Source organism: Symbiopectobacterium sp. Eva_TO (assembly GCF_053848865.1).
This window is the reverse complement of record NZ_JBSPEY010000004.1, coordinates 3,145,037-3,163,398: the sequence shown is the minus strand read 5'-3', so window position 1 is coordinate 3,163,398 and position 18,362 is coordinate 3,145,037. Positions and strand designations below refer to the sequence as shown.

Genomic DNA, 18,362 nt, shown 5'->3' with positions numbered 1-18,362 from the left:
AACTATCTCTGTGAAGATTAACGACCAACATGTGCTTGCAATACAGCCGGATAACGTTCACCTACAATGTTCACCGTTTCCAACGCCTGGGTAATTTTCTGCAAGTCTGCTGGCGTGAGTATGATTTCTGTTGCAGCCAGGTTTTCTTCTAGCCGATGCAACTTCGTGGTACCCGGAATAGGCACAATCCATGGCTTTTGCGCCAATAGACAAACCAGTGCGATTTGCGCAGGAGTGGCGTGACGTTCTGCTGCCAGTTCTGCCAGTAATATCACCAGCTTTTCGTTGGCTTTCAGAGCGTCAGTGGAGAAACGAGGAACCGTTTTGCGGAAATCATTCTCTGCAAAGGTGGTTTCGGCTTTGATTGTAGCGGTCAGAAAGCCTCTGCCCAGAGGGCTGAAGGGCACAAACCCAACGCCGAGTTCTTCAAGCAGCGGAAGTATTGCTTGCTCTGGTTCGCGCCACCATAGGGAATATTCACTTTGCAGCGCGGTAACTGGTTGTATGGCATGAGCGCGACGCACGGTTTGAACCCCGGCTTCTGAAAGGCCAAAATGTTTCACTTTGCCTTCGGCGATCAGATCTTTCACGGTTCCTGCGACATCTTCAATCGGGACATCGGGATCAACCCGGTGTTGATAGAGAAGATCGATAACATCCGTCTTAAGGCGACGCAATGAACCTTCTACGGCCTCACGGATATGCTCTGGGCGACTGTTCAACATTTGCTGTTTGTTGTCCTTGCCTATGTTAAAGCCAAATTTTGTCGCGATAACCACGCGATCGCGTAAAGGTTTTAAGGCCTCACCGACGACGTCTTCATTTAAATAAGGGCCATACACTTCGGCGGTATCAAAAAATGGTAATGACTCCAATTAGTAGAACATGTGTTTTTCGATGAAGGCTCCGATGACTTTTTCGTGGATCTCGACGGAGCGCGAGAAGCAAATCGTTTTACGCGCCAGTCGTTTAATGCGGGTACGGAGCGTCAGGTTATTGCGCTCTATGCGTTGCGTGAAGATCTTGCCAGTCAGATGTTTCTGCTTCGGAACCTCTCTTGCATAGCTGCCCCAGTTGTCACTGGTAATCATGCCGATGTTGAACGGTGTCAACAGAGCCAGCAATTCACGGCAGGTCTCATCAGTTCGGGGGCCAAAAGTGTAGGCCAGAACACCGCCCGTTTTGGTATTGTAAGCGTACCAGAGCCAGTGCTGTAGCGCCTGACTGCCAACGAAGCTCCATTGCTCATCAAGTTCACAGATAAGGGCGACGTCGGCGTGAGCAACGGGAGAAGACGTTATCCTGCGGGGCGAGGGCTTTTTAAAGCCCGGATGACCGTATTGATGCCGATTTTCAACGTTCTGGCGGTATCGCGAACACCGGCACCGTTGAAGGCCATATCAACGATCTGCTCTTTGACTCCCGGCTTTCGCGCTTCATAGCGGTAGGTAAGCTGGAATACACGGCGACAGCACTGACACCGGAAGCGTTCGCGCTTAGTTGGACTAAGGCCATGTCGATAAACTTTATCTGAATGGCAGCGAGGGCAATGAACAAAAACAGTAACCACGTGGAAATCTCAAATAGCGGCAGAATATCACAAAATCCAACTATTTGAAAGCATTACCAATTTGTGTAATTGCCTGATTTTGATATGTTCAATCCAACATCAAAAACAGGTTAATTTATGGACGAAAAACAGTTGCAGGCTCTGGCTAACGAACTGGCCAAAAATCTCAAAACCCCTGACGCTCTCAGCCAATTCGATCGCCTGCTGAAGAAAATCAGCGTTGAGGCTGCTCTCAACGCCGAAATGTCCCACCATCTGGGCTACGATAAAAATCAGCCCAAACCGGGGGCCAACTCCCGCAACGGCTATTCCACAAACACCGTGACCACCGGCGATGGCCCTCTGGAACTACGTACTCTGCGCGATCGTGATGGCTCCTTCGAACCACAACTGGTGAAGAAAAACCAGACCCGGATCACCGGGATGGATAACCAAATCCTGTCCCTGTACGCCAGAGTGATGACCACCCGCGAGATAGCGTCTGCGTTCAAAGAGCTGTATGACGCGGATGTCTCACCGGCGCTGGTCTCGAAGGTCACCGACGCCGTGATGGAACAGGTTACTGAATGACAAAATCGTCCACTGGATGCAGTCTATCCCATTGTTTACCTTGACTGTATCATCCTGAAGGTCCGGCAGGACAGTCGCGTCATCAATAAATCCGTGTTCCTGGCACTGGGTATCAACATCGAGGGCCAGAAAGAACTGCTGGGTATGTGGCTGGCCGAAAACGAGGGCGCGAAGTTCTGGCTCAATGTGCTGACAGAACTAAAAAACCGCGGCCTGAACGATATCCTCATCGCCTGTGTCGACGGTCTGAAAGGCTTCCCGGACGCCATCAACGCGGTGTATCCGGAAGCTCGCATCCAGCTGTGCATCGTGCTCATGGTACGCAACAGCCTGAGGTTCGTCTCTTGGAAGGACTACAAAGCCGTCAAACGCGACCTGAAAGCCATCTATCAGGCCGCTACGGAAGAAGCAGGCCAGCAGGCGCTGGAAGCATTCGCCAGCGCATGGGACAGCCGCTATCCACAGATAAGCCGGAGCTGGCAGACGAACTGGAGCAATCTGGCAACGTTCTTCGCTTACCCGGCAGATATCCGCAAAGTCATCTACACAACCAACGCCATCGAGTCGCTGAACAGTGTGATCCGGCATGCGATTAAAAAACGCAAGGTGTTCCCGACTGACGACGAAGTGAAAAAGGTGGTGTGGCTGGCAATCCAGTCGGCCTAACAGAAATGGACGATGCCACTGCGGGACTGGCGTATGGCAATGAGCCGTTTTATTATCGAGTTCGGTGACCGCCTGGACGGTCACTACTGAGAAAGGCATTTACACAGAATCATGTACAGGGTCTAATTTTCCAAATCGACCTAACCTTATCCTCATCTTCTTCTAGCGGAAGTGATCTTGACCCACCATCTCCGGACAGCTTTTGTCTCTTAAGTTAACGATGCCCGCTGGCGCCGATATTCTCTTGGGGAGTTGTATCCCAGCGCACTGTGCGGATGGTTTTCATTGTAATGATTGAACGCCGCTGCGAGGTTCTTCAGCGCTGTTCGCACATCGGGTTTTGGCATGAAGGCGATGTAATCTTCCTTCATCGTCTTCACGAACCGTTCTGCCATGCCGTTACTCTGTGGACGGCTCACTGCTGTTGTGCAGGGCTCCAGATTCCGTTCTCTGGCGAACTTCCACGTTTCATGCGCTGTGTACGCTGAACCATTATCCGTCAGCCATTGCACTGGTTTATCCGGCAGCGCGCTACCGAAGCGTTTTTCCACCGACCTCAGCATCACATCCTGCAAGGTTGAACTGTCATAACCCCTGGTGCTCGCTGCCCAGTCTATGGCCTCCCGGTCGCAGCAGTCCAGTGCGAACGTCACCCGCAGCTTCTCGCCGTTGTCACAACCGAACTCGAAGCCATCTGAGCACCAGCGCATATCGCTCTCTGCTACCGCGATTTTGCCTTTATGCTCCCGCTTCGGACGTTCAGTTTTATCATGCAACAACAGCAGGTTATGCTCGCTCATTATCCTGTAAAGCCGTTTGGCGTTCACCGGTGGAAGTCCCTCTGCACGACGTTGCTTACCCAGGATACCCCATATCGTTATACACATCGTTCTAACGCACTGTTTAATCAATGAGTTACGGGTTTATCTCAGAGTGGCATTTTGAACCTCAAAAAGCCAATGGGATGGCTTGAATGCCTTAATTCACGGGGTTCTGAGCATCCTGTTCAAAAAATGGCCAAAAGATGTGTATAACGATATGAGGATACCCCACACTCGGCGGTAACCGTAACTGGGCATGTCGCTGATGATACGGAGGATGTCCGATAATATCTCAGCATCAGCTTCGTCATTACGCCGGTTGCTGCGCCTGTCCAGCCAGTCGGCAGAACGGTTAACCCGCAGTGACAGCTGCGCACGCGACACGCTCATGGCGCGGCTGACCAGAGCTATTCCCCGTCCTTTGGCAACAAGGGCGCGTGCGCTATCCATTTTCGCGACTGGCGGTACTCCACTGCTTCTTTGAGGATCTCAACTTCCATCCTCTTCTTACCCAGAAGGCGCTGTAGCTCCCGGACCTGCTTGAGGGCAGTCGCCAGCGCCGAAGCTGGAACCACTTCTTCTCCGGCCGCAACGGCGGTGAGGCTTCCTTCCTGGTATTGCTTCTTCCACTTAAACAAAAGGCTGGGCTGGATGCCATGCAGGCGGGCTACATGGGAGACGTTCATCCCCGGCTCCATTGTCTGCTGAATGATGGCGATTTTCTCTTGCGGAGTTTTACGCTTACGGACTTCTTGCCCTAACAGGATCCCGGTCATTTCAAAATTAGCATGATTGTTAGACATATATCTAAGCCTATCTCTTATCTGGAGATACAGCTACTGTCTGGTGTTACAGGGGGCTACATCACCGGTAACTCTCAACCTTTCAAGGTCCAGTGTCAGATCAAGTCGCGACTAATACAGATGAAGTACCCTGTTGGATGATGTGATTTTTGAGTTTTCTAAGGCTATCCAGACTTTGGCCTGTTCCGTATACGTCAAAACTCGACTGCCTATATCTGGTTTTTTACCAATATTTTTGACGCTCAGTTTTGATAACTCACATGACGGGATCAACTGTCTGCTTATGCACCAGTTTATTACTGATCTCAACTGGACAAGCAATACACGAGCCTTCTTGCTGTTGGCCTTTTCTTGTTTATCGAAGAATACCACCCACATTGCGACAGGGATGTTTTGTACAGGCATTTCCTCAAATTGCGTGTACATAGTGTTGTACACAACGGAACGGTACAATGTTTGTGTGTTTGGCTTGAGTGTTGATGCATACTTGTCCCACCACTGGTCCAGGCATTCCTTAAGCGTCAACATACCGTCACTGCGGGCAAAATAATTTTTGGGGTTTATGCCCTTCATGTACAATGTACGCATCTCACCAACGATAACGCGTGCATCTTTAAGGGTTGTGGCTGGATACCGACCAACAGTGAGACGAACGGGCTTACCATTCCAGCGGTAACGAAACTGGAAGGTTACCGTACCAGACGGGGTTATGCGGGCGCTAAGGCCGTCACCGTCAGAGATCTCCGGTGAACCTTCATACGCTTTACCGCTGATGCTGCGTAGCTTTGTGTCACTGAGTGCCATGTTTATATCCTGTACACATCAAACAAGATCATTGTGTACTCAATATGTACGCAATAGCAAGTGAACAAACCGACGGAAAATAAAAACAACAGCGAACAAAAAGAGACTAAACAGCACAAAGCAATTGATGAAAAGAAGTAATTTGCGGTACGATACAAACAAGGGTGAAGCAGCCAAAACAACCTTAAACAATGTCCCCATAGTTAAATGGATATAACGAGCCCCTCCTAAGGGCTAATTGCAGGTTCGATTCCTGCTGGGGACACAATTACTCAGTTCGCCAACCTCCGCCAACGTTCACTAACCACCCACAAATACAACACATCGAACAAATCGGCGTTCTCTTGCGTTCGTCAAGGTTCGTTGACTGCGGTAATCTTTTGCGGGCATATTGTGGGCACCGATAAAACTGCCTGCGAGATTGTGCCCACATGCTGACCGTTAAACATATAGAAACCGCTAAGCCCAGGGATTCGGGCTATCGCCTCGCCGACTCTGGAGGCCTGTTCTTGTTTATCACGCCAGCGGGGAAAAAGGTGTGGCGGCTGCGCTACCGTTTCGATGGGAAAGAGAAGACGCTCGTAATCTGTATTAGCTCAGACCTGATCTGACAGTTACCGGTTATTTATACAGGTGTCTGTCAGATTAAATCTGGTTCAGATTTTTTTCTGCCCAGACTCGTTTACCATCAAGTAACGTGGCCATTGGCGTACGCCCGCAGCACATTTTACCCTGATGAGTTCGCTCATTATTGTAATGCCACAACCAGTTGTCCAGATCCTTTTGTAGACTTTCTAGGTCCTCGTATAACGTCTTACGGAACGCAACCTGATAAAAATCCTGCAAAATAGTTTTATGGAAGCGCTCGCAGATACCGTTTGTCTGCGGAGACATCGCTTTCGTTTTCGTATGGTCTATATCGTTGATAGCCAAGTACAGCTGATAGTCATGTTGTTCCACTTTACCGCAGTACTCCGTCCCCCCTGTCCGTCAGTATTCTTAGCATTGGCAGCCCCTGAGCTTCGTAGAACGGCAGCACGCGATCATTGAGCAGGTCGGCGGCAGAGATCGGTGCTTTACTCGTGTAAAGCTTGCAGTGCGCCACTTTCGAGTACGTATCCACGAACGTCTGCTGGTAGATACGGCCAACACCTTTCAGATTACCCACGTAGAAGGTGTCCTGCGACCCCAGATAACCCCACCTCGTTATACACATCTCTGTTCGTGCCTGAGCGCGCGTAGCGTTTCGGCGGCCGTCATGACTTTCTGCAAGCCTTTCCAGATAGTTTTTGCGCCTGGTTCACCGTCGCCTTTTCGAGCAAGAAAGCCTCCGAGTTGCGCAACTAAGCGCAATACTTCGTTTAGCTTAGGGCGGCCCTTGGGCATACGCTTGTTCATCAGTAGGTAAGCTCCATGAGTCTCGTCGGAATCAAAGAACAACATTGCGTCTAGCTCTGGACAGGTTCGTCCCATACGCATTAAATAGGCGATGCGCCATGCCACGATCATGAACAGCGCCAATGCCCGCTCAATGCGATCCACGGTCGATAACTGTAACGCTTCGACACAGCAGCCGTTCTTCAGCACATTGAAGAACATCTCGATTTCCCATCTAGCCCGATACCAGTCGATCAGCTCCACGATATCTTCTCGTCCTTCAGGTACGCGATTGCTCAGCAACCGCCACTCGACCGGCTTCACGCCTGCTGGCGGCTCAATTTCCTTGGCTATCACACAAGTCACTGCCAACCCGCAACGCAGCGACACTCGCTTCACGCGCAGCGCCTGTTTCACCGTACGCGCCTTCTGCCCCGCGCGAGCCGCCATAACGAATTGGATTTCTCCCACCGGCACGGTCTTTCCAACCTTCTGCCAAAGCTTCTCATTACAGTCCAGACTGCGATTATGAGTCGAGCGGATCAACCAGTCAGCCGGAGTGCCAAGGTCATCAGCGAGCTGCATCAACGCCTTGATATCCGCTTCGCGATCGGCTAAGTACACCAGACGTGTGTTTGGCAACTCCGAGGCGAGTTCAGCAACTCGCTCGTATCCCTCGAGCCAGCGCGTACTCTCCTTGAGCCCATCGCGTTTTCCGTCTGCATCCTTCGGCTCTCTTGCCCACATCCACGCATCCAGTACGCCCAACCCCACGCGATCCGGACTGACCGCGTAGGTCGGATGCAGGTACAGACCACGCCTGGCTTCGTAGTTCAAGGGACCCAAGCCTTGGATTTGCTGCCCGTTGAAGTCAAGCTCGGTAGTGTCTTGGATACACAGCACAACCTCGTGTTCTCGGATCCTTTCCTGCGTACGCTGCCAGTGAGGTTGCAGAATGTCTCGCCATTCGAATGCTTGGTTCTCCATGAAGCGGTAAGCACCCAGCGTCTCAGACCATCCGAGGCACGCATGCGGAATGCTGGCTTGCGGATTCTCAGCCAGCCGTATCAAAAGCCCTTTGGCACGCTTATTGAGCCTCGTGTCACCAAGATTTACCCCTTCCAGTTCTTGGTGTGCCCAGCCATCTGAATCCCGTGTCATTTTTCAGCGCCGTAAATGGCGATAGTACACGTCGGTTTCACTTCATTTACAACCCCACTGGCTGCCTATTTCAGCCCGCTAACCCTTGGCATATAAGGCGTTGCGGACTTGTGTATAACGAGGTGAGATAACCCGGGTGAGCAGTCTCTATTTCACCACAGGCTTCGTCGTCGTGCGCCTTCTTCTCCAGTGCAGCGATTTGAGCATCAGTAAGTACGATGCCTTCTCTGGCAACTTTTTCCTCAAGTGCCTTCAGGCGCTTACGAAAGTTTTCCAGATCGTGTCGTTGCCAGATGGAGCGCACACCGCTGCCAGAAATGAAGACGCCTTTTTTACGCAGCTCATTACTGGTCCGGTGCTGGCCATGAGCTGGGAACTCAATGGCGTAATCAACAACCGCACGTTCAGTGGCTTCATCAGCACGGTTTTTCAGGTTGGGAACCCGGCGGTTTTGGTTAACCAGAGCGTCAATGCCGCCTTCTGCCGCCAGTTCCTGATAGCGATAAAACGTGTCGCGTGACACACCCATGATTTTACAGGCTTTTGATACGTTACCGAGTTCTTCGGCGAGATTGAGCAGGCCGGCTTTGTGTTTGATGATGGGATTGTTAGTATGAAGCATGAGAGTTACCTCGTGTTTTGTATAAGGATTCAACACCCATATCAAAACCGGTAACTCTCAACCTTTCAAGGTCCAGTGTCAGAGCAAGTCGCGACTAATACACGTAATCACCTCGTTATACACATCTCTGTTCGTGCCTGAGCGCGCGTAGCGTTTCGGCGGCCGTCATGACTTTCTGCAAGCCTTTCCAGATAGTTTTTGCGCCTGGTTCACCGTCGCCTTTTCGAGCAAGAAAGCCTCCGAGTTGCGCAACTAAGCGCAATACTTCGTTTAGCTTAGGGCGGCCCTTGGGCATACGCTTGTTCATCAGTAGGTAAGCGCCATGAGTCTCGTCGGAATCAAAGAACAACATTGCGTCTAGCTCTGGACAGGTTCGTCCCATACGCATTAAATAGGCGATGCGCCATGCCACGATCATGAACAGCGCCAATGCCCGCTCAATGCGATCCACGGTCGATAACTGTAACGCTTCGACACAGCAGCCGTTCTTCAGCACATTGAAGAACATCTCGATTTCCCATCTAGCCCGATACCAGTCGATCAGCTCCACGATATCTTCTCGTCCTTCAGGTACGCGATTGCTCAGCAACCGCCACTCGACCGGCTTCACGCCTGCTGGCGGCTCAATTTCCTTGGCTATCACACAAGTCACTGCCAACCCGCAACGCAGCGACACTCGCTTCACGCGCAGCGCCTGTTTCACCGTACGCACCTTCTGCCCCGCGCGAGCCGCCATAACGAATTGTAGTGGTCAACTAATATTGGCCACCGCATTAGACTGTATGTAGAACAGTCGCTCAGATTCGTTTGGAGTTAAGCCGCCGTTATACCAGTGAGGCCGGATAGCGCTGTAATACCCCGTGATGTAGCGGATAATCGCGTCCTGGGCTTCGCTGAAGCTGTTGTAACCCTTTGTCGGCACCCATTCTGTCTTCAGGCTGCGGAAGAACCGCTCCATTGGCGCATTATCCCAGCAGTTACCCCGCCGACTCATACTCTGCTTTATCCGGCAGCGCCACAGGGCTTGCCGGTATTGACGGCTGGTATAGTGGCTGCCCTGGTCGCTGTGGAACATGACTCCTGTTGGTTGTCCCCGGAGTTCCCAGGCCATCTGCAACGCTTTAACTGTCAGCGCCGAGTCCGGCGACGTCGACATGGCCCAGCCCACCGGTTTGCGGGCGAACAGGTCTAGCACCACCGCAAGGTAAGCCCAGCATTTGCCCGTCCAGATGTAGGTCACATCGCCGCACCAGACCTGATCCGGCGCGGTAACCGCGAACTGGCGGTTGAGATAGTTCGGTATTTCAACGTGTTCATTGCCGCCGCGTTTGTATTTGTGAGCCGGTCGCTGGCAGCTGGCGATACCCAGCTCCTTCATCAGCTTGCCAGCCAGCCAGCGCCCCATTTTGACACCGGAGCTGCCGGTGACGATGGTCGCGATACTTCGAGCGCCGGCAGAGCCGCCGCTGGCGTTCCAGGCTTCCATGACGCGGCTACACTTAACCACGCGCTCACCGTCGGGTTCATTAGCGGAAGCCTGCCAGTGCCTGTAGCTGCTGCGATGTACCTCAAAAGTTTGGCACAACGCCGTGACCGGGTATCGCGCCCTCAGCCTGTCGACTACCGTGAACCGTTGAGTGAGTCCGACATTAAGAGCGCCGTAGCCTTTTTTAGGATTTCGTTCTCCATTTCAAGGCATTGGACTTTTTTCTTCATCTCACGCAGCTCGAGCTGTTCAGGGGTAAGAGGAAGTCCCGTTGGCGTTTTTCCCTGTCGTTCAAGGCGAAGCTTATTGACCCAGCGACTAATGGCAGAATGGCTGACATTAACCGCCTCTGCGGCCTTAACGTATGTGTAGCCGTGGTCGACAACCAGCTTTGCGGCTTCGAGCTTAAATTCCGCCGTAAAATGTTTACCCATGAGGTCACCTGTCGTGTTGATGAGGTGAGCATATCACCTCCGATCAGGTGGCCAGTATCAGTGTGCCACTACAAATTGGATTTCTCCCACCGGCACGGTCTTTCCAACCTTCTGCCAAAGCTTCTCATTACAGTCCAGACTGCGATTATGAGTCGAGCGGATCAAACAGTCAGCCTGAGTGCCAAGGTCATCAGCGAGCTGCATCAACGCCTTGATATCCGCTTCGCGATCGGCTAAGTACACCAGACGTGTGTTTGGCAACTCCGAGGCGAGTTCAGCAACTCGCTCGTATCCCTCGAGCCAGCGCGTACTCTCCTTGAGCCCATCGCGTTTTCCGTCTGCATCCTTCGGCTCTCTTGCCCACATCCACGCATCCAGTACGCCCAACCCCACGCGATCCGGACTGACCGCGTAGGTCGGATGCAGGTACAGACCACGCCTGGCTTCGTAGTTCAAGGGACCCAAGCCTTGGATTTGCTGCCCGTTGAAGTCAAGCTCGGTAGTGTCTTGGATACACAGCACAACCTCGTGTTCTCGGATCCTTTCCTGCGTACGCTGCCAGTGAGGTTGCAGAATGTCTCGCCATTCGAATGCTTGGTTCTCCATGAAGCGGTAAGCACCCAGCGTCTCAGACCATCCGAGGCACGCATGCGGAATGCTGGCTTGCGGATTCTCAGCCAGCCGTATCAAAAGCCCTTTGGCACGCTTATTGAGCCTCGTGTCACCAAGATTTACCCCTTCCAGTTCTTGGTGTGCCCAGCCATCTGAATCCCGTGTCATTTTTCAGCGCCGTAAATGGCGATAGTACACGTCGGTTTCACTTCATTTATACTCGTAATCATTGAAGATGCTTGATTTTCCATGAACAATACCCATTTCATGGTTATGAACATTCATCCCACTGAAGAGCAGAAAAAAAAGTTAAGGAATCTTCACCAAACAAGTCGTGACCATCATGTGCGCGATCGGATACGGTGTGTCCTATTGTCTGCCGATGGCTGGACGCCAGGAATGATTGCACAATCGCAACTTATTCACGAAACCACGGTACGCCGTCATCTAAATGATTGGCTAAAGGGTGAGAAACTTGCGCCTGAGAATGGCGGCTCTGATAGTCATCTCAGCGAAGAGCAAACCGCTGAACTCACCACATCTCTGACGAACAACCTTCTTCCCACTACACAGGCTATCATTGAACAGGTTGTTGATTGGTGGGGTATCCGCTACACCGTTCCGGGAATGACTAAATGGCTGCACCGCAACGGCTTCAGTTATCGAAAGCCTGTCGGTATCCCACATAAATTCAGTGCAGAAGCGCAGCAGGCGTTTGTGGAAACCTACAACGAGCTGAAACAAAAAGCCGGTGACGATGAACCCATCCTGTTCATCGATGGCGTCCACCCGACACAGGGAACAAAACTGGCATATGGCTGGATGCCTGCGGGAAAAAAATCTCAGCCAGTGGAAACCACCGGTAGTCGTACCCGTCTGAACATCATGGGAGCCCTGAACCTGAACGACATCGGCAGCACGGTGGTTCGGGAGTACGACAGCATCAACAGTCTCAATATCGCCCGCTTTTTTATCGCCATCCGGGAAACTTACCCGATAAGACAGAAGGTGCATATCATACTCGACGGAGCGGGTTACCACCGGGCGGAGCTGGTGAAAAAGTGGGCATATGTGATGAATATCGACCTCCACTATCTGCCGCCTTACAGCCCGAATCTGAACCCGATAGAAAGACTGTGGAAAGTGATGAATGAAAAGGTGAGAAACAACCGCTACTTCGCTTCACCAAAGGCGTTTCGGCAGGAAATACACCACTTCTTCCGCAATATATTACCGGGACTGGCGGGGGGCTTGTCGCGCAGGATTAATGACAACTTCCAGACGCTGAAAAATGCAACTTCAAGTTAATCGAGTATACAACCCCACCGGCTGCCTATTTCAGCCCGCTAACCCTTGGCATATAAGGCGTTGCGGACTTGTGTATAACGAGGTGGCTCGTAATGGGTGAATATCCTGATATCTCATTACCCACAGCTAGAGCTAAAGCTGCCGAGGCAAAGTTGCAGATAAAGGCAGTAGGTGATCTTGACCCACCATCTCCGGACAGCTTTTGTATCTTAAGTTAACGATGCCCGCTGGCGCCGATATTCTCTTGGGGAGTTGTATCCCAGCGCACTGTGCGGATGGTTTTCATTGTAATGATTTGTATTAGCTCAGACCTGATCTGACAGTTACCGGTTATTTATACAGGTGTCTGTCAGATTAAATCTGGTTCAGATTTTTTTCTGCCCAGACTCGTTTACCATCAAGTAACGTGGCCATTGGCGTACGCCCGCAGCACATTTTACCCTGATGAGTTCGCTCATTATTGTAATGCCACAACCAGTTGTCCAGATCCTTTTGTAGACTTTCTAGGTCCTCGTATAACGTCTTACGGAACGCAACCTGATAAAAATCCTGCAAAATAGTTTTATGGAAGCGCTCGCAGATACCGTTTGTCTGCGGAGACATCGCTTTCGTTTTCGTATGGTCTATATCGTTGATAGCCAAGTACAGCTGATAGTCATGTTGTTCCACTTTACCGCAGTACTCCGTCCCCCTGTCCGTCAGTATTCTTAGCATTGGCAGCCCCTGAGCTTCGTAGAACGGCAGCACGCGATCATTGAGCAGGTCGGCGGCAAAGATCGGTGCTTTACTCGTGTAAAGCTTGCAGTGCGCCACTTTCGAGTACGTATCCACGAACGTCTGCTGGTAGATACGGCCAACACCTTTCAGATTACCCACGTAGAAGGTGTCCTGCGACCCCAGATAACCCGGGTGAGCAGTCTCTATTTCACCACAGGCTTCGTCGTCGTGCGCCTTCTTCTCCAGTGCAGCGATTTGAGCATCAGTAAGTACGATGCCTTCTCTGGCAACTTTTTCCTCAAGTGCCTTCAGGCGCTTACGAAAGTTTTCCAGATCGTGTCGTTGCCAGATGGAGCGCACACCGCTGCCAGAAATGAAGACGCCTTTTTTACGCAGCTGATTACTGGTCCGGTGCTGGCCATGAGCCGGGAACTCAATGGCGTAATCAACAACCGCACGTTCAGTGGCTTCATCAGCACGGTTTTTCAGGTTGGGAACCCGGCGGTTTTGGTTAACCAGAGCGTCAATGCCGCCTTCTGCCGCCAGTTCCTGATAGCGATAAAACGTGTCGCGTGACACACCCATGATTTTACAGGCTTTTGATACGTTACCGAGTTCTTCGGCGAGATTGAGCAGGCCGGCTTTGTGTTTGATGATGGGATTGTTAGTATGAAGCATGAGAGTTACCTCGTGTTTTGTATAAGGATTCGACACCCATATCAAAACCGGTAACTCTCAACCTTTCAAGGTCCAGTGTCAGATCAAGTCGCGACTAATACAGTTTATTGCATCAGTGCTGTTGTGCCGTTTGTTATTGCTCAACAGGTTTACCGCCAGGATCATCTCTTTCTGATCCCACCGGCATCAAGCCTCAATGTCGGCGGCTTATCGCCGCCGACCGCTTCATCCATAGCAAGCTACCACCATCATAGCAGGCTACCACCATTGATGAAAATGATGCACGGGACCAATCCCCTGACCCACCTCCAATGAATCTGCCGCCAGTAATGCATGCTGGAGGTAATGCTTCGCCGCTTGCACCGTATTTTCCCAATCGTGGTGGCGGCGGCGTAGCGCCGCCAGCGCCGCAGACAACGTACATCCTGTACCATGAGTGTGGCGGGTGTTTACCCGTGGTGCGCAGAAACGTTGCGGTGCATGCCCACGTTGAAACAGCCAATCCGGACTCTCCGTGTCACTCAAGTGCCCCCCCTTGATCAACACCGCCTGGCATCCCATCTCCAGCAACCCTTGCCCTTGAGCTTTCATCTCACTTTCTGTCGTCGCCGCATTGCACGCCAACAGCGCCGCCGCCTCCGGCAGATTAGGGGTTATCAGTGACACGCGCGGCAACAGCGTCTCACGAATCGCAGCGACTGCTTCAGGCGCCAGTAACGGATCGCCGCTTTTTGCCAGCATCACCGTGTCCAGCACAATATAAGGGACAGCATAGCGTTGCAGGCGTTCAGCAACGGCTTCAACAATATCACTTTGCGCCAGCATGCCGATCTTCGCGCTATCAATACGCACATCGCTCAATACAGAATCCAGTTGAGCCGCCACAAAGTCAGGTTCGATACGATAAACCGACTGCACACCCTGAGTATTTTGCGCCACCAGCGCAGTGATCACGCTGGTGCCATAGGCGCCCAGGGCAGAGAACGTTTTTAGATCGGCCTGGATCCCGGCTCCACCGCTGGGATCGGTGCCTGCTATCGTTAACGCATTTATTCGGGGTGCGTTCTCTTTTATAAGGCACATGTCTGAGCCTCCTGACGCAATAGCGCAAGCGCATCCAAAAATGCAGGTGTAAAACTGCCTGGCCCGTTGGACTGCGCGGCGGCACGCTCCCCTGCTTGCGCCATTACTGCACAGGCTGTCGCAACTTGAGACAACAAGTCTTCACCACGGGCGCAGAATGCTGCAACGACCGCAGAGAGTGCACACCCGGTACCCACTACGCGTGTCATCACCGGATGGCCACCGTTTATCGCCCAAACGCGTACACCGTCCGTGACGTAGTCCACCTCTCCCGTCACCGCCAGCACGGTTGACCAGCGCGCCGCCAGTTCGCGAGCGGCCGGGATGGCAGTAAAGGATGCGTCATGGCTGTCAACGCCTCGGCCCTGCGAAGCGACGCCAGATAGCGCGATAATTTCCGAAGCATTACCGCGAATCGCCGCCGGTTTGCAAGGCAGCAATTCGCGCACAAAATCGGTGCGAAAGCGCAACCCGCCAACCGCGACAGGATCCAGCACCCAGGGTTTTCCCGCTTGATTAGCGCTATGTACAGCGGCCAACATCGCATCGGCACGCGTTGATTCTAAGGTGCCTACATTAATCAGAAGTGCATCGGCCAACGCAGCAAACTGCGCCGCCTCGCCCGGATCCACCACCATCGCCAGGGATGCCCCGAGCGCCAGCAACACATTGGCGGTAAAAGACTGGACCACATCGTTGGTCAAGCAATGGACTAACGGCGAAGCCGTTGAGAAATCGTGCAAAACTGCCGCCGCGTGGGCAGCAGAAAAATCGGTGGGCAGGTCGTTCATTATCACTCCCAACCGGCGTGCAAGAAGACGGTAGCCGATCGGAATACCGAGACTTCCCTACGCTGGCATTATCCAGATCAGGTGGTACGGGTATTTCTCAGCCTCCACAAAGAAGGGCACCCCGAGTCATCGCAACATCAATTTACTGTGGTACTGTCACAGCAAAACATATTCAGGATAATCATCAAACCAGAGAGTGTAAATTGATTTGTATTCACCTCCCGTCAAAGGACGATTGCCTGACCAGACATTCATTCACCGCTGAGTAAAAGCAAAGCAAAATGGTACGGGTTTTCACACTTGTCCCCCCAATCCCCCTTACCTTCTGTGTATGCCGAGCTGGCATTATATTCTTCTCGGTTACGCTTATACCCTTAAATAATTAGCGTTATGTAAATAGCTGTTCCTAATACCGCTACACTTTTGCCTGTCCATGTTTTCCACTGGGAAAGGGGCTGACGGTTTCCATGAAGCGGCGAACCTTGTTCAGTAACTGCCACATTGAACAGCATTGATGATTGCGGGTAATGGTTTCATGCAACGCCTGCCATAACCGCTCTACATGATTTACCCATGGTGAGTACACCGGCTGATAAATAACCCTGAATTTCGGGTTTTCTTCCAGCCAGCGCTGCGTCTCCCGGCTTTTGTGAATAATGTAGTTATCAACTATCAGCGTGAGCGTTTTTGCCCGTCTGTACGTTGTTCTCAGATGCTCTAACATACTGATAAAAAACACGATATTTTACTTTTTCCTCCAACATAGCTGACTTTTCCCGTCCCGCTGTGTAATGCACCCGCCAGATAATATTTCTCGTTCTGGCCCGGCGTCACGATGCGTTTCTGCTTCCCGCGAACCTGCCAGTCCGCGCCAATTTTGGGATTCAGATGAATATCCACTTCGTCTTCGTAAAAGACGGGATGTTCCGCGCTGCATTGTTCCAGCGCCATCGCGATGGCCTCCATTTTTTCTTCCTTATGCGGGTCGCGGATACGCAGCGTAGGAGCTGCGCGTCGCCACACCAGACCGGCAGAAGGCCGCCAACGGCGCACCGTGGAAGCATGCAACTGGCAACCGGTTATCTCATTGATTTTTATCGCTAGCAGTTCCGTGCTCCAGCGCGAACGCTGATAGCCAAAATCATGAGGGGAACGCTTTACGAGCTGGATTAACAGTGCGCAGATCTGTTCAAACGGCCAGCGACGGCCACGATCGGGCCGCAGAGATTTGAGGCCTTCAATGCCGTACAGGGTGAGCCAGTTAATCCATCTGCCGATTGACGAACGGGCGCAGCAAAGCATTCTGGCGACATCGCTCACGCGCTCGCCCCGGTGCAACATCAGGATGGCGGTCAGCCTGCGGGCGTGATTCTTGTCACGCGTTTTATGGAGAGTTTTCTTCATCAGGCGTCGTTCGTTACGGGGTATCGGTGCTATGCTCGACATCGCTCAGTCCGGTTGATGATTTGGGAGCTTTATCGATTGATCAGATCGCTCAACTCGGACTGAGTTCCCTTCAGGTGATCTAGGCTGTGTCCCTTAATCCCATGAGTTATGCTAACTGTTTGTTTCTACATCATTTTGAACTATGGCTCGCTACGACCTTCCCGATGAAGCATGGGCTATCATCCAGCCCTTACTCCCTGCTGAACCAGCAACACCACAGGCCGGACGCCCATGGGCTGAGCATCGCATGATTATCAATGGCATGTTTTGGGGGCTGTGCTCTGGTGCCCCATGGCGTGATTTACCTGAGCGATACGGCCCATGGAAAACCGTTTATAACCGCTTTAACCGATGGTCAAAATCGGGAGTCATTAAGATTATTTTTAATAAGTTACTTTCATCACTTGATGCCCATGGCCTCGTGGACTGGTCAGCGACTGCGCTGGATGGTAGCAATATCAGGGCGCTGAAATGTGCTGCCGGTGCTCAAAAAAACACCCCGATATCACCGGAGATAATGGGCTGGGTCGCTCTCGAGGTGGTTTTGGCACCAAAATCCATATGGCTACAGACGGAAGTGGTCTTCCGTTAAACATCGTGTTGAGCCCCGGTCAGGCTCATGAAAGTCAGTTTGCACTACGTCTTTTGAACGGTATTGGTGTTCAACGCCAGAACGGCAGTATGAAACGCCGTGGTCATGCGGTACTCGCTGACAAGGCGTACTCCGGGCATGTATTACGTAACGAGCTGAAAAACAGAGGTATAAAAACTGTCATCCCCCGAAAATCCACTGAAAAAATGGCGGTGGATGGTCGTTCAAAGCTCGATCGTGACGCCTACCGCAATCGGAACGTTGTTGAGCGGAGCTTTCGCCGTCTGAAAGAATACCGTCGCATTGCGACACGTTACGACAAAACGGCGAGGAATTATCTGGCAATGTTGAAACTGGGATGCATCCGCCTGTTTTACCAGAGGTTATGTAATTAAGGGACACAGCCTAGCAAGCGTGGAGATAAAAACCTTCGCCGATTGCTTGTTCAATGTGCGCGGGTATTTATCCTAAGAATTGACCATCAATCAGGGAGATTAGCTGATTGGGTAAGGTCTCAGTTGGGCAGGAAACATTCTTGCGTTGTGTGCTGTGCATTAGCAAATAAATTAGCTCGAATAGCTTGGGCAATAACGACACGAAATACCGTGTTTGAACAGTAATGCTGGTCTAACAGTCAGCAATTTACGAAGTTACCCATCTGGTTTTGCGAAGACTGATTATTGATGACATGAACGGCCTGACGGCCTGATATAAAACCAAAAAATGAAAATGGCTCAATGAAGCCGATGGCCTTTTTAGGAATATCAGGTGCGAAACTCATCGTGGCGCGGGCATCCTTGGCCATAAAGACGCCGGATAGA

At 51.8% G+C, this 18,362-nt stretch carries 10 protein-coding genes, 1 tRNA gene, 11 pseudogenes and 1 riboswitch; of the genes and pseudogenes, 6 read left to right on the top strand and 16 right to left on the bottom strand.

Translation table 11 applies throughout. The features are described from left to right. Nucleotides 1–17: 17 nt before the first annotated feature. A pseudogene (locus tag ACWWJF_RS18840) lies at nucleotides 18–860 on the bottom strand (aldo/keto reductase); the annotation flags it as partial. A gap of 15 nt (nucleotides 861–875) precedes the next feature. Then, nucleotides 876–1,570 (bottom strand): IS1 family transposase gene (locus ACWWJF_RS18835; protein ID WP_455870285.1). Its coding sequence is split into 2 segments (ribosomal slippage): nucleotides 876–1,315 and nucleotides 1,315–1,570, totalling 696 coding nucleotides; the frame shifts between segments, so codons are not numbered across the junction. Nucleotides 1,571–1,687: 117 nt separating this feature from the next. Between ACWWJF_RS18835 and ACWWJF_RS18830 the strand changes: the two are divergent. After that, nucleotides 1,688–2,896 (top strand): annotated as a pseudogene (locus tag ACWWJF_RS18830) (IS256 family transposase). A gap of 119 nt (nucleotides 2,897–3,015) precedes the next feature. Here ACWWJF_RS18830 and ACWWJF_RS18825 read toward each other — a convergent pair. The 3 pseudogenes from ACWWJF_RS18825 to ACWWJF_RS18815 form a co-directional block, all read right to left on the bottom strand. Further along, a pseudogene (locus tag ACWWJF_RS18825) lies at nucleotides 3,016–3,678 on the bottom strand (DDE-type integrase/transposase/recombinase); the annotation flags it as partial. Between the two features lie 180 nt (nucleotides 3,679–3,858). Continuing rightward, nucleotides 3,859–4,403 (bottom strand): annotated as a pseudogene (locus ACWWJF_RS18820) (transposase); the annotation flags it as partial. Between the two features lie 147 nt (nucleotides 4,404–4,550). Continuing rightward, nucleotides 4,551–5,234, bottom strand: a pseudogene (locus ACWWJF_RS18815) (integrase arm-type DNA-binding domain-containing protein); the annotation flags it as partial. Nucleotides 5,235–5,427: 193 nt separating this feature from the next. On the opposite strand from ACWWJF_RS18815, the gene ACWWJF_RS18810 reads away from it, so the two are divergent. Then, a tRNA-Arg gene (locus ACWWJF_RS18810) sits at nucleotides 5,428–5,499 on the top strand. 166 nt (nucleotides 5,500–5,665) lie between these two features. Continuing rightward, complete coding sequence (locus ACWWJF_RS18805; RefSeq protein WP_455870284.1) at nucleotides 5,666–5,845, top strand: Arm DNA-binding domain-containing protein; 180 nt, start codon at nucleotides 5,666–5,668, stop codon at nucleotides 5,843–5,845. A 34-nt stretch (nucleotides 5,846–5,879) separates the two neighbouring features. Here the strand turns inward: ACWWJF_RS18805 and ACWWJF_RS18800 are convergent. The 6 genes and pseudogenes from ACWWJF_RS18800 to ACWWJF_RS18775 all read right to left on the bottom strand — a co-directional run. Then, nucleotides 5,880–6,432 (bottom strand): annotated as a pseudogene (locus tag ACWWJF_RS18800) (integrase core domain-containing protein); the annotation flags it as partial. 8 nt (nucleotides 6,433–6,440) lie between these two features. Continuing rightward, the gene (locus ACWWJF_RS18795; protein WP_455869047.1) at nucleotides 6,441–7,772 is read right to left on the bottom strand and encodes an IS4 family transposase; all 1,332 of its coding nucleotides are present in this window, start codon (nucleotides 7,770–7,772) and stop codon (nucleotides 6,441–6,443) included. 118 nt (nucleotides 7,773–7,890) lie between these two features. Then, nucleotides 7,891–8,394: pseudogene (locus ACWWJF_RS18790) on the bottom strand (helix-turn-helix domain-containing protein); the annotation flags it as partial. A 115-nt stretch (nucleotides 8,395–8,509) separates the two neighbouring features. Continuing rightward, a pseudogene (locus ACWWJF_RS18785) lies at nucleotides 8,510–9,136 on the bottom strand (IS4 family transposase); the annotation flags it as partial. Between the two features lie 9 nt (nucleotides 9,137–9,145). Continuing rightward, a protein-coding gene (locus ACWWJF_RS18780) for an IS3 family transposase (RefSeq protein WP_455868400.1) occupies nucleotides 9,146–10,314 on the bottom strand; the annotation gives its coding sequence in 2 pieces (ribosomal slippage) (nucleotides 9,146–10,059 and nucleotides 10,059–10,314; 1,170 coding nt in all). A 66-nt stretch (nucleotides 10,315–10,380) separates the two neighbouring features. After that, nucleotides 10,381–11,094: pseudogene (locus ACWWJF_RS18775) on the bottom strand (IS4/Tn5 family transposase DNA-binding protein); the annotation flags it as partial. Between the two features lie 105 nt (nucleotides 11,095–11,199). Between ACWWJF_RS18775 and ACWWJF_RS18770 the strand changes: the two are divergent. Continuing rightward, nucleotides 11,200–12,234, top strand: a complete 1,035-nt coding sequence (locus tag ACWWJF_RS18770) for an IS630 family transposase (protein WP_455870938.1) — start codon at nucleotides 11,200–11,202, stop codon at nucleotides 12,232–12,234. A gap of 354 nt (nucleotides 12,235–12,588) precedes the next feature. Here ACWWJF_RS18770 and ACWWJF_RS18765 read toward each other — a convergent pair whose 3' ends face one another. From ACWWJF_RS18765 to ACWWJF_RS18750, 4 genes and pseudogenes are all read right to left on the bottom strand, one after another. Next, nucleotides 12,589–13,629, bottom strand: a complete 1,041-nt coding sequence (locus ACWWJF_RS18765) for an IS481 family transposase (protein ID WP_455870283.1) — start codon at nucleotides 13,627–13,629, stop codon at nucleotides 12,589–12,591. Nucleotides 13,630–13,887: 258 nt separating this feature from the next. Next, entirely contained in the window at nucleotides 13,888–14,712 is an 825-nt protein-coding gene (gene thiD / locus ACWWJF_RS18760; RefSeq protein ID WP_455870282.1) for a bifunctional hydroxymethylpyrimidine kinase/phosphomethylpyrimidine kinase, read from the bottom strand. Further along, nucleotides 14,700–15,503 carry a hydroxyethylthiazole kinase gene (gene thiM / locus ACWWJF_RS18755; protein WP_455870281.1) on the bottom strand — a complete coding sequence of 268 codons (804 nt, stop codon included), beginning with the start codon at nucleotides 15,501–15,503 and terminating at the stop codon, nucleotides 14,700–14,702. The genes thiD and thiM overlap by 13 nt, the downstream gene beginning before the upstream one ends. Before the next feature lie 37 nt (nucleotides 15,504–15,540). Beyond that, nucleotides 15,541–15,637: riboswitch (TPP riboswitch) on the bottom strand. A gap of 281 nt (nucleotides 15,638–15,918) precedes the next feature. Further along, nucleotides 15,919–16,949: pseudogene (locus tag ACWWJF_RS18750) on the bottom strand (IS630 family transposase). A 142-nt stretch (nucleotides 16,950–17,091) separates the two neighbouring features. Here ACWWJF_RS18750 and ACWWJF_RS18745 point away from each other — a divergent pair. Continuing rightward, a protein-coding gene (locus tag ACWWJF_RS18745) for an IS5 family transposase (RefSeq protein ID WP_455870280.1) occupies nucleotides 17,092–17,936 on the top strand; the annotation gives its coding sequence in 2 pieces (ribosomal slippage) (nucleotides 17,092–17,437 and nucleotides 17,437–17,936; 846 coding nt in all). Between the two features lie 12 nt (nucleotides 17,937–17,948). Continuing rightward, nucleotides 17,949–18,161, top strand: a pseudogene (locus ACWWJF_RS18740) (IS110 family transposase); the annotation flags it as partial. A 14-nt stretch (nucleotides 18,162–18,175) separates the two neighbouring features. On the opposite strand, the gene ACWWJF_RS18735 reads toward ACWWJF_RS18740, so the two are convergent. Continuing rightward, a complete protein-coding gene (locus tag ACWWJF_RS18735) occupies nucleotides 18,176–18,346 on the bottom strand; it encodes a hypothetical protein (protein WP_455870279.1) in 171 nt (56 codons plus the stop codon). Between the last annotated feature and the right edge of the window lie 16 nt (nucleotides 18,347–18,362).

What these genes read in the sequence shown, in the direction of transcription:
- ACWWJF_RS18805 (WP_455870284.1), top strand. Translation starts at nt 5,666, where the DNA reads ATGCTGACCGTTAAACATATAGAAACCGCTAAGCCCAGGGATTCGGGC.
- ACWWJF_RS18795 (WP_455869047.1), bottom strand. Translation starts at nt 7,772, where the DNA reads ATGACACGGGATTCAGATGGCTGGGCACACCAAGAACTGGAAGGGGTA.
- ACWWJF_RS18770 (WP_455870938.1), top strand. Translation starts at nt 11,200, where the DNA reads ATGAACATTCATCCCACTGAAGAGCAGAAAAAAAAGTTAAGGAATCTT.
- ACWWJF_RS18765 (WP_455870283.1), bottom strand. Translation starts at nt 13,629, where the DNA reads ATGCTTCATACTAACAATCCCATCATCAAACACAAAGCCGGCCTGCTC.
- thiD (WP_455870282.1), bottom strand. Translation starts at nt 14,712, where the DNA reads ATGTGCCTTATAAAAGAGAACGCACCCCGAATAAATGCGTTAACGATA.
- thiM (WP_455870281.1), bottom strand. Translation starts at nt 15,503, where the DNA reads ATGAACGACCTGCCCACCGATTTTTCTGCTGCCCACGCGGCGGCAGTT.
- ACWWJF_RS18735 (WP_455870279.1), bottom strand. Translation starts at nt 18,346, where the DNA reads ATGGCCAAGGATGCCCGCGCCACGATGAGTTTCGCACCTGATATTCCT.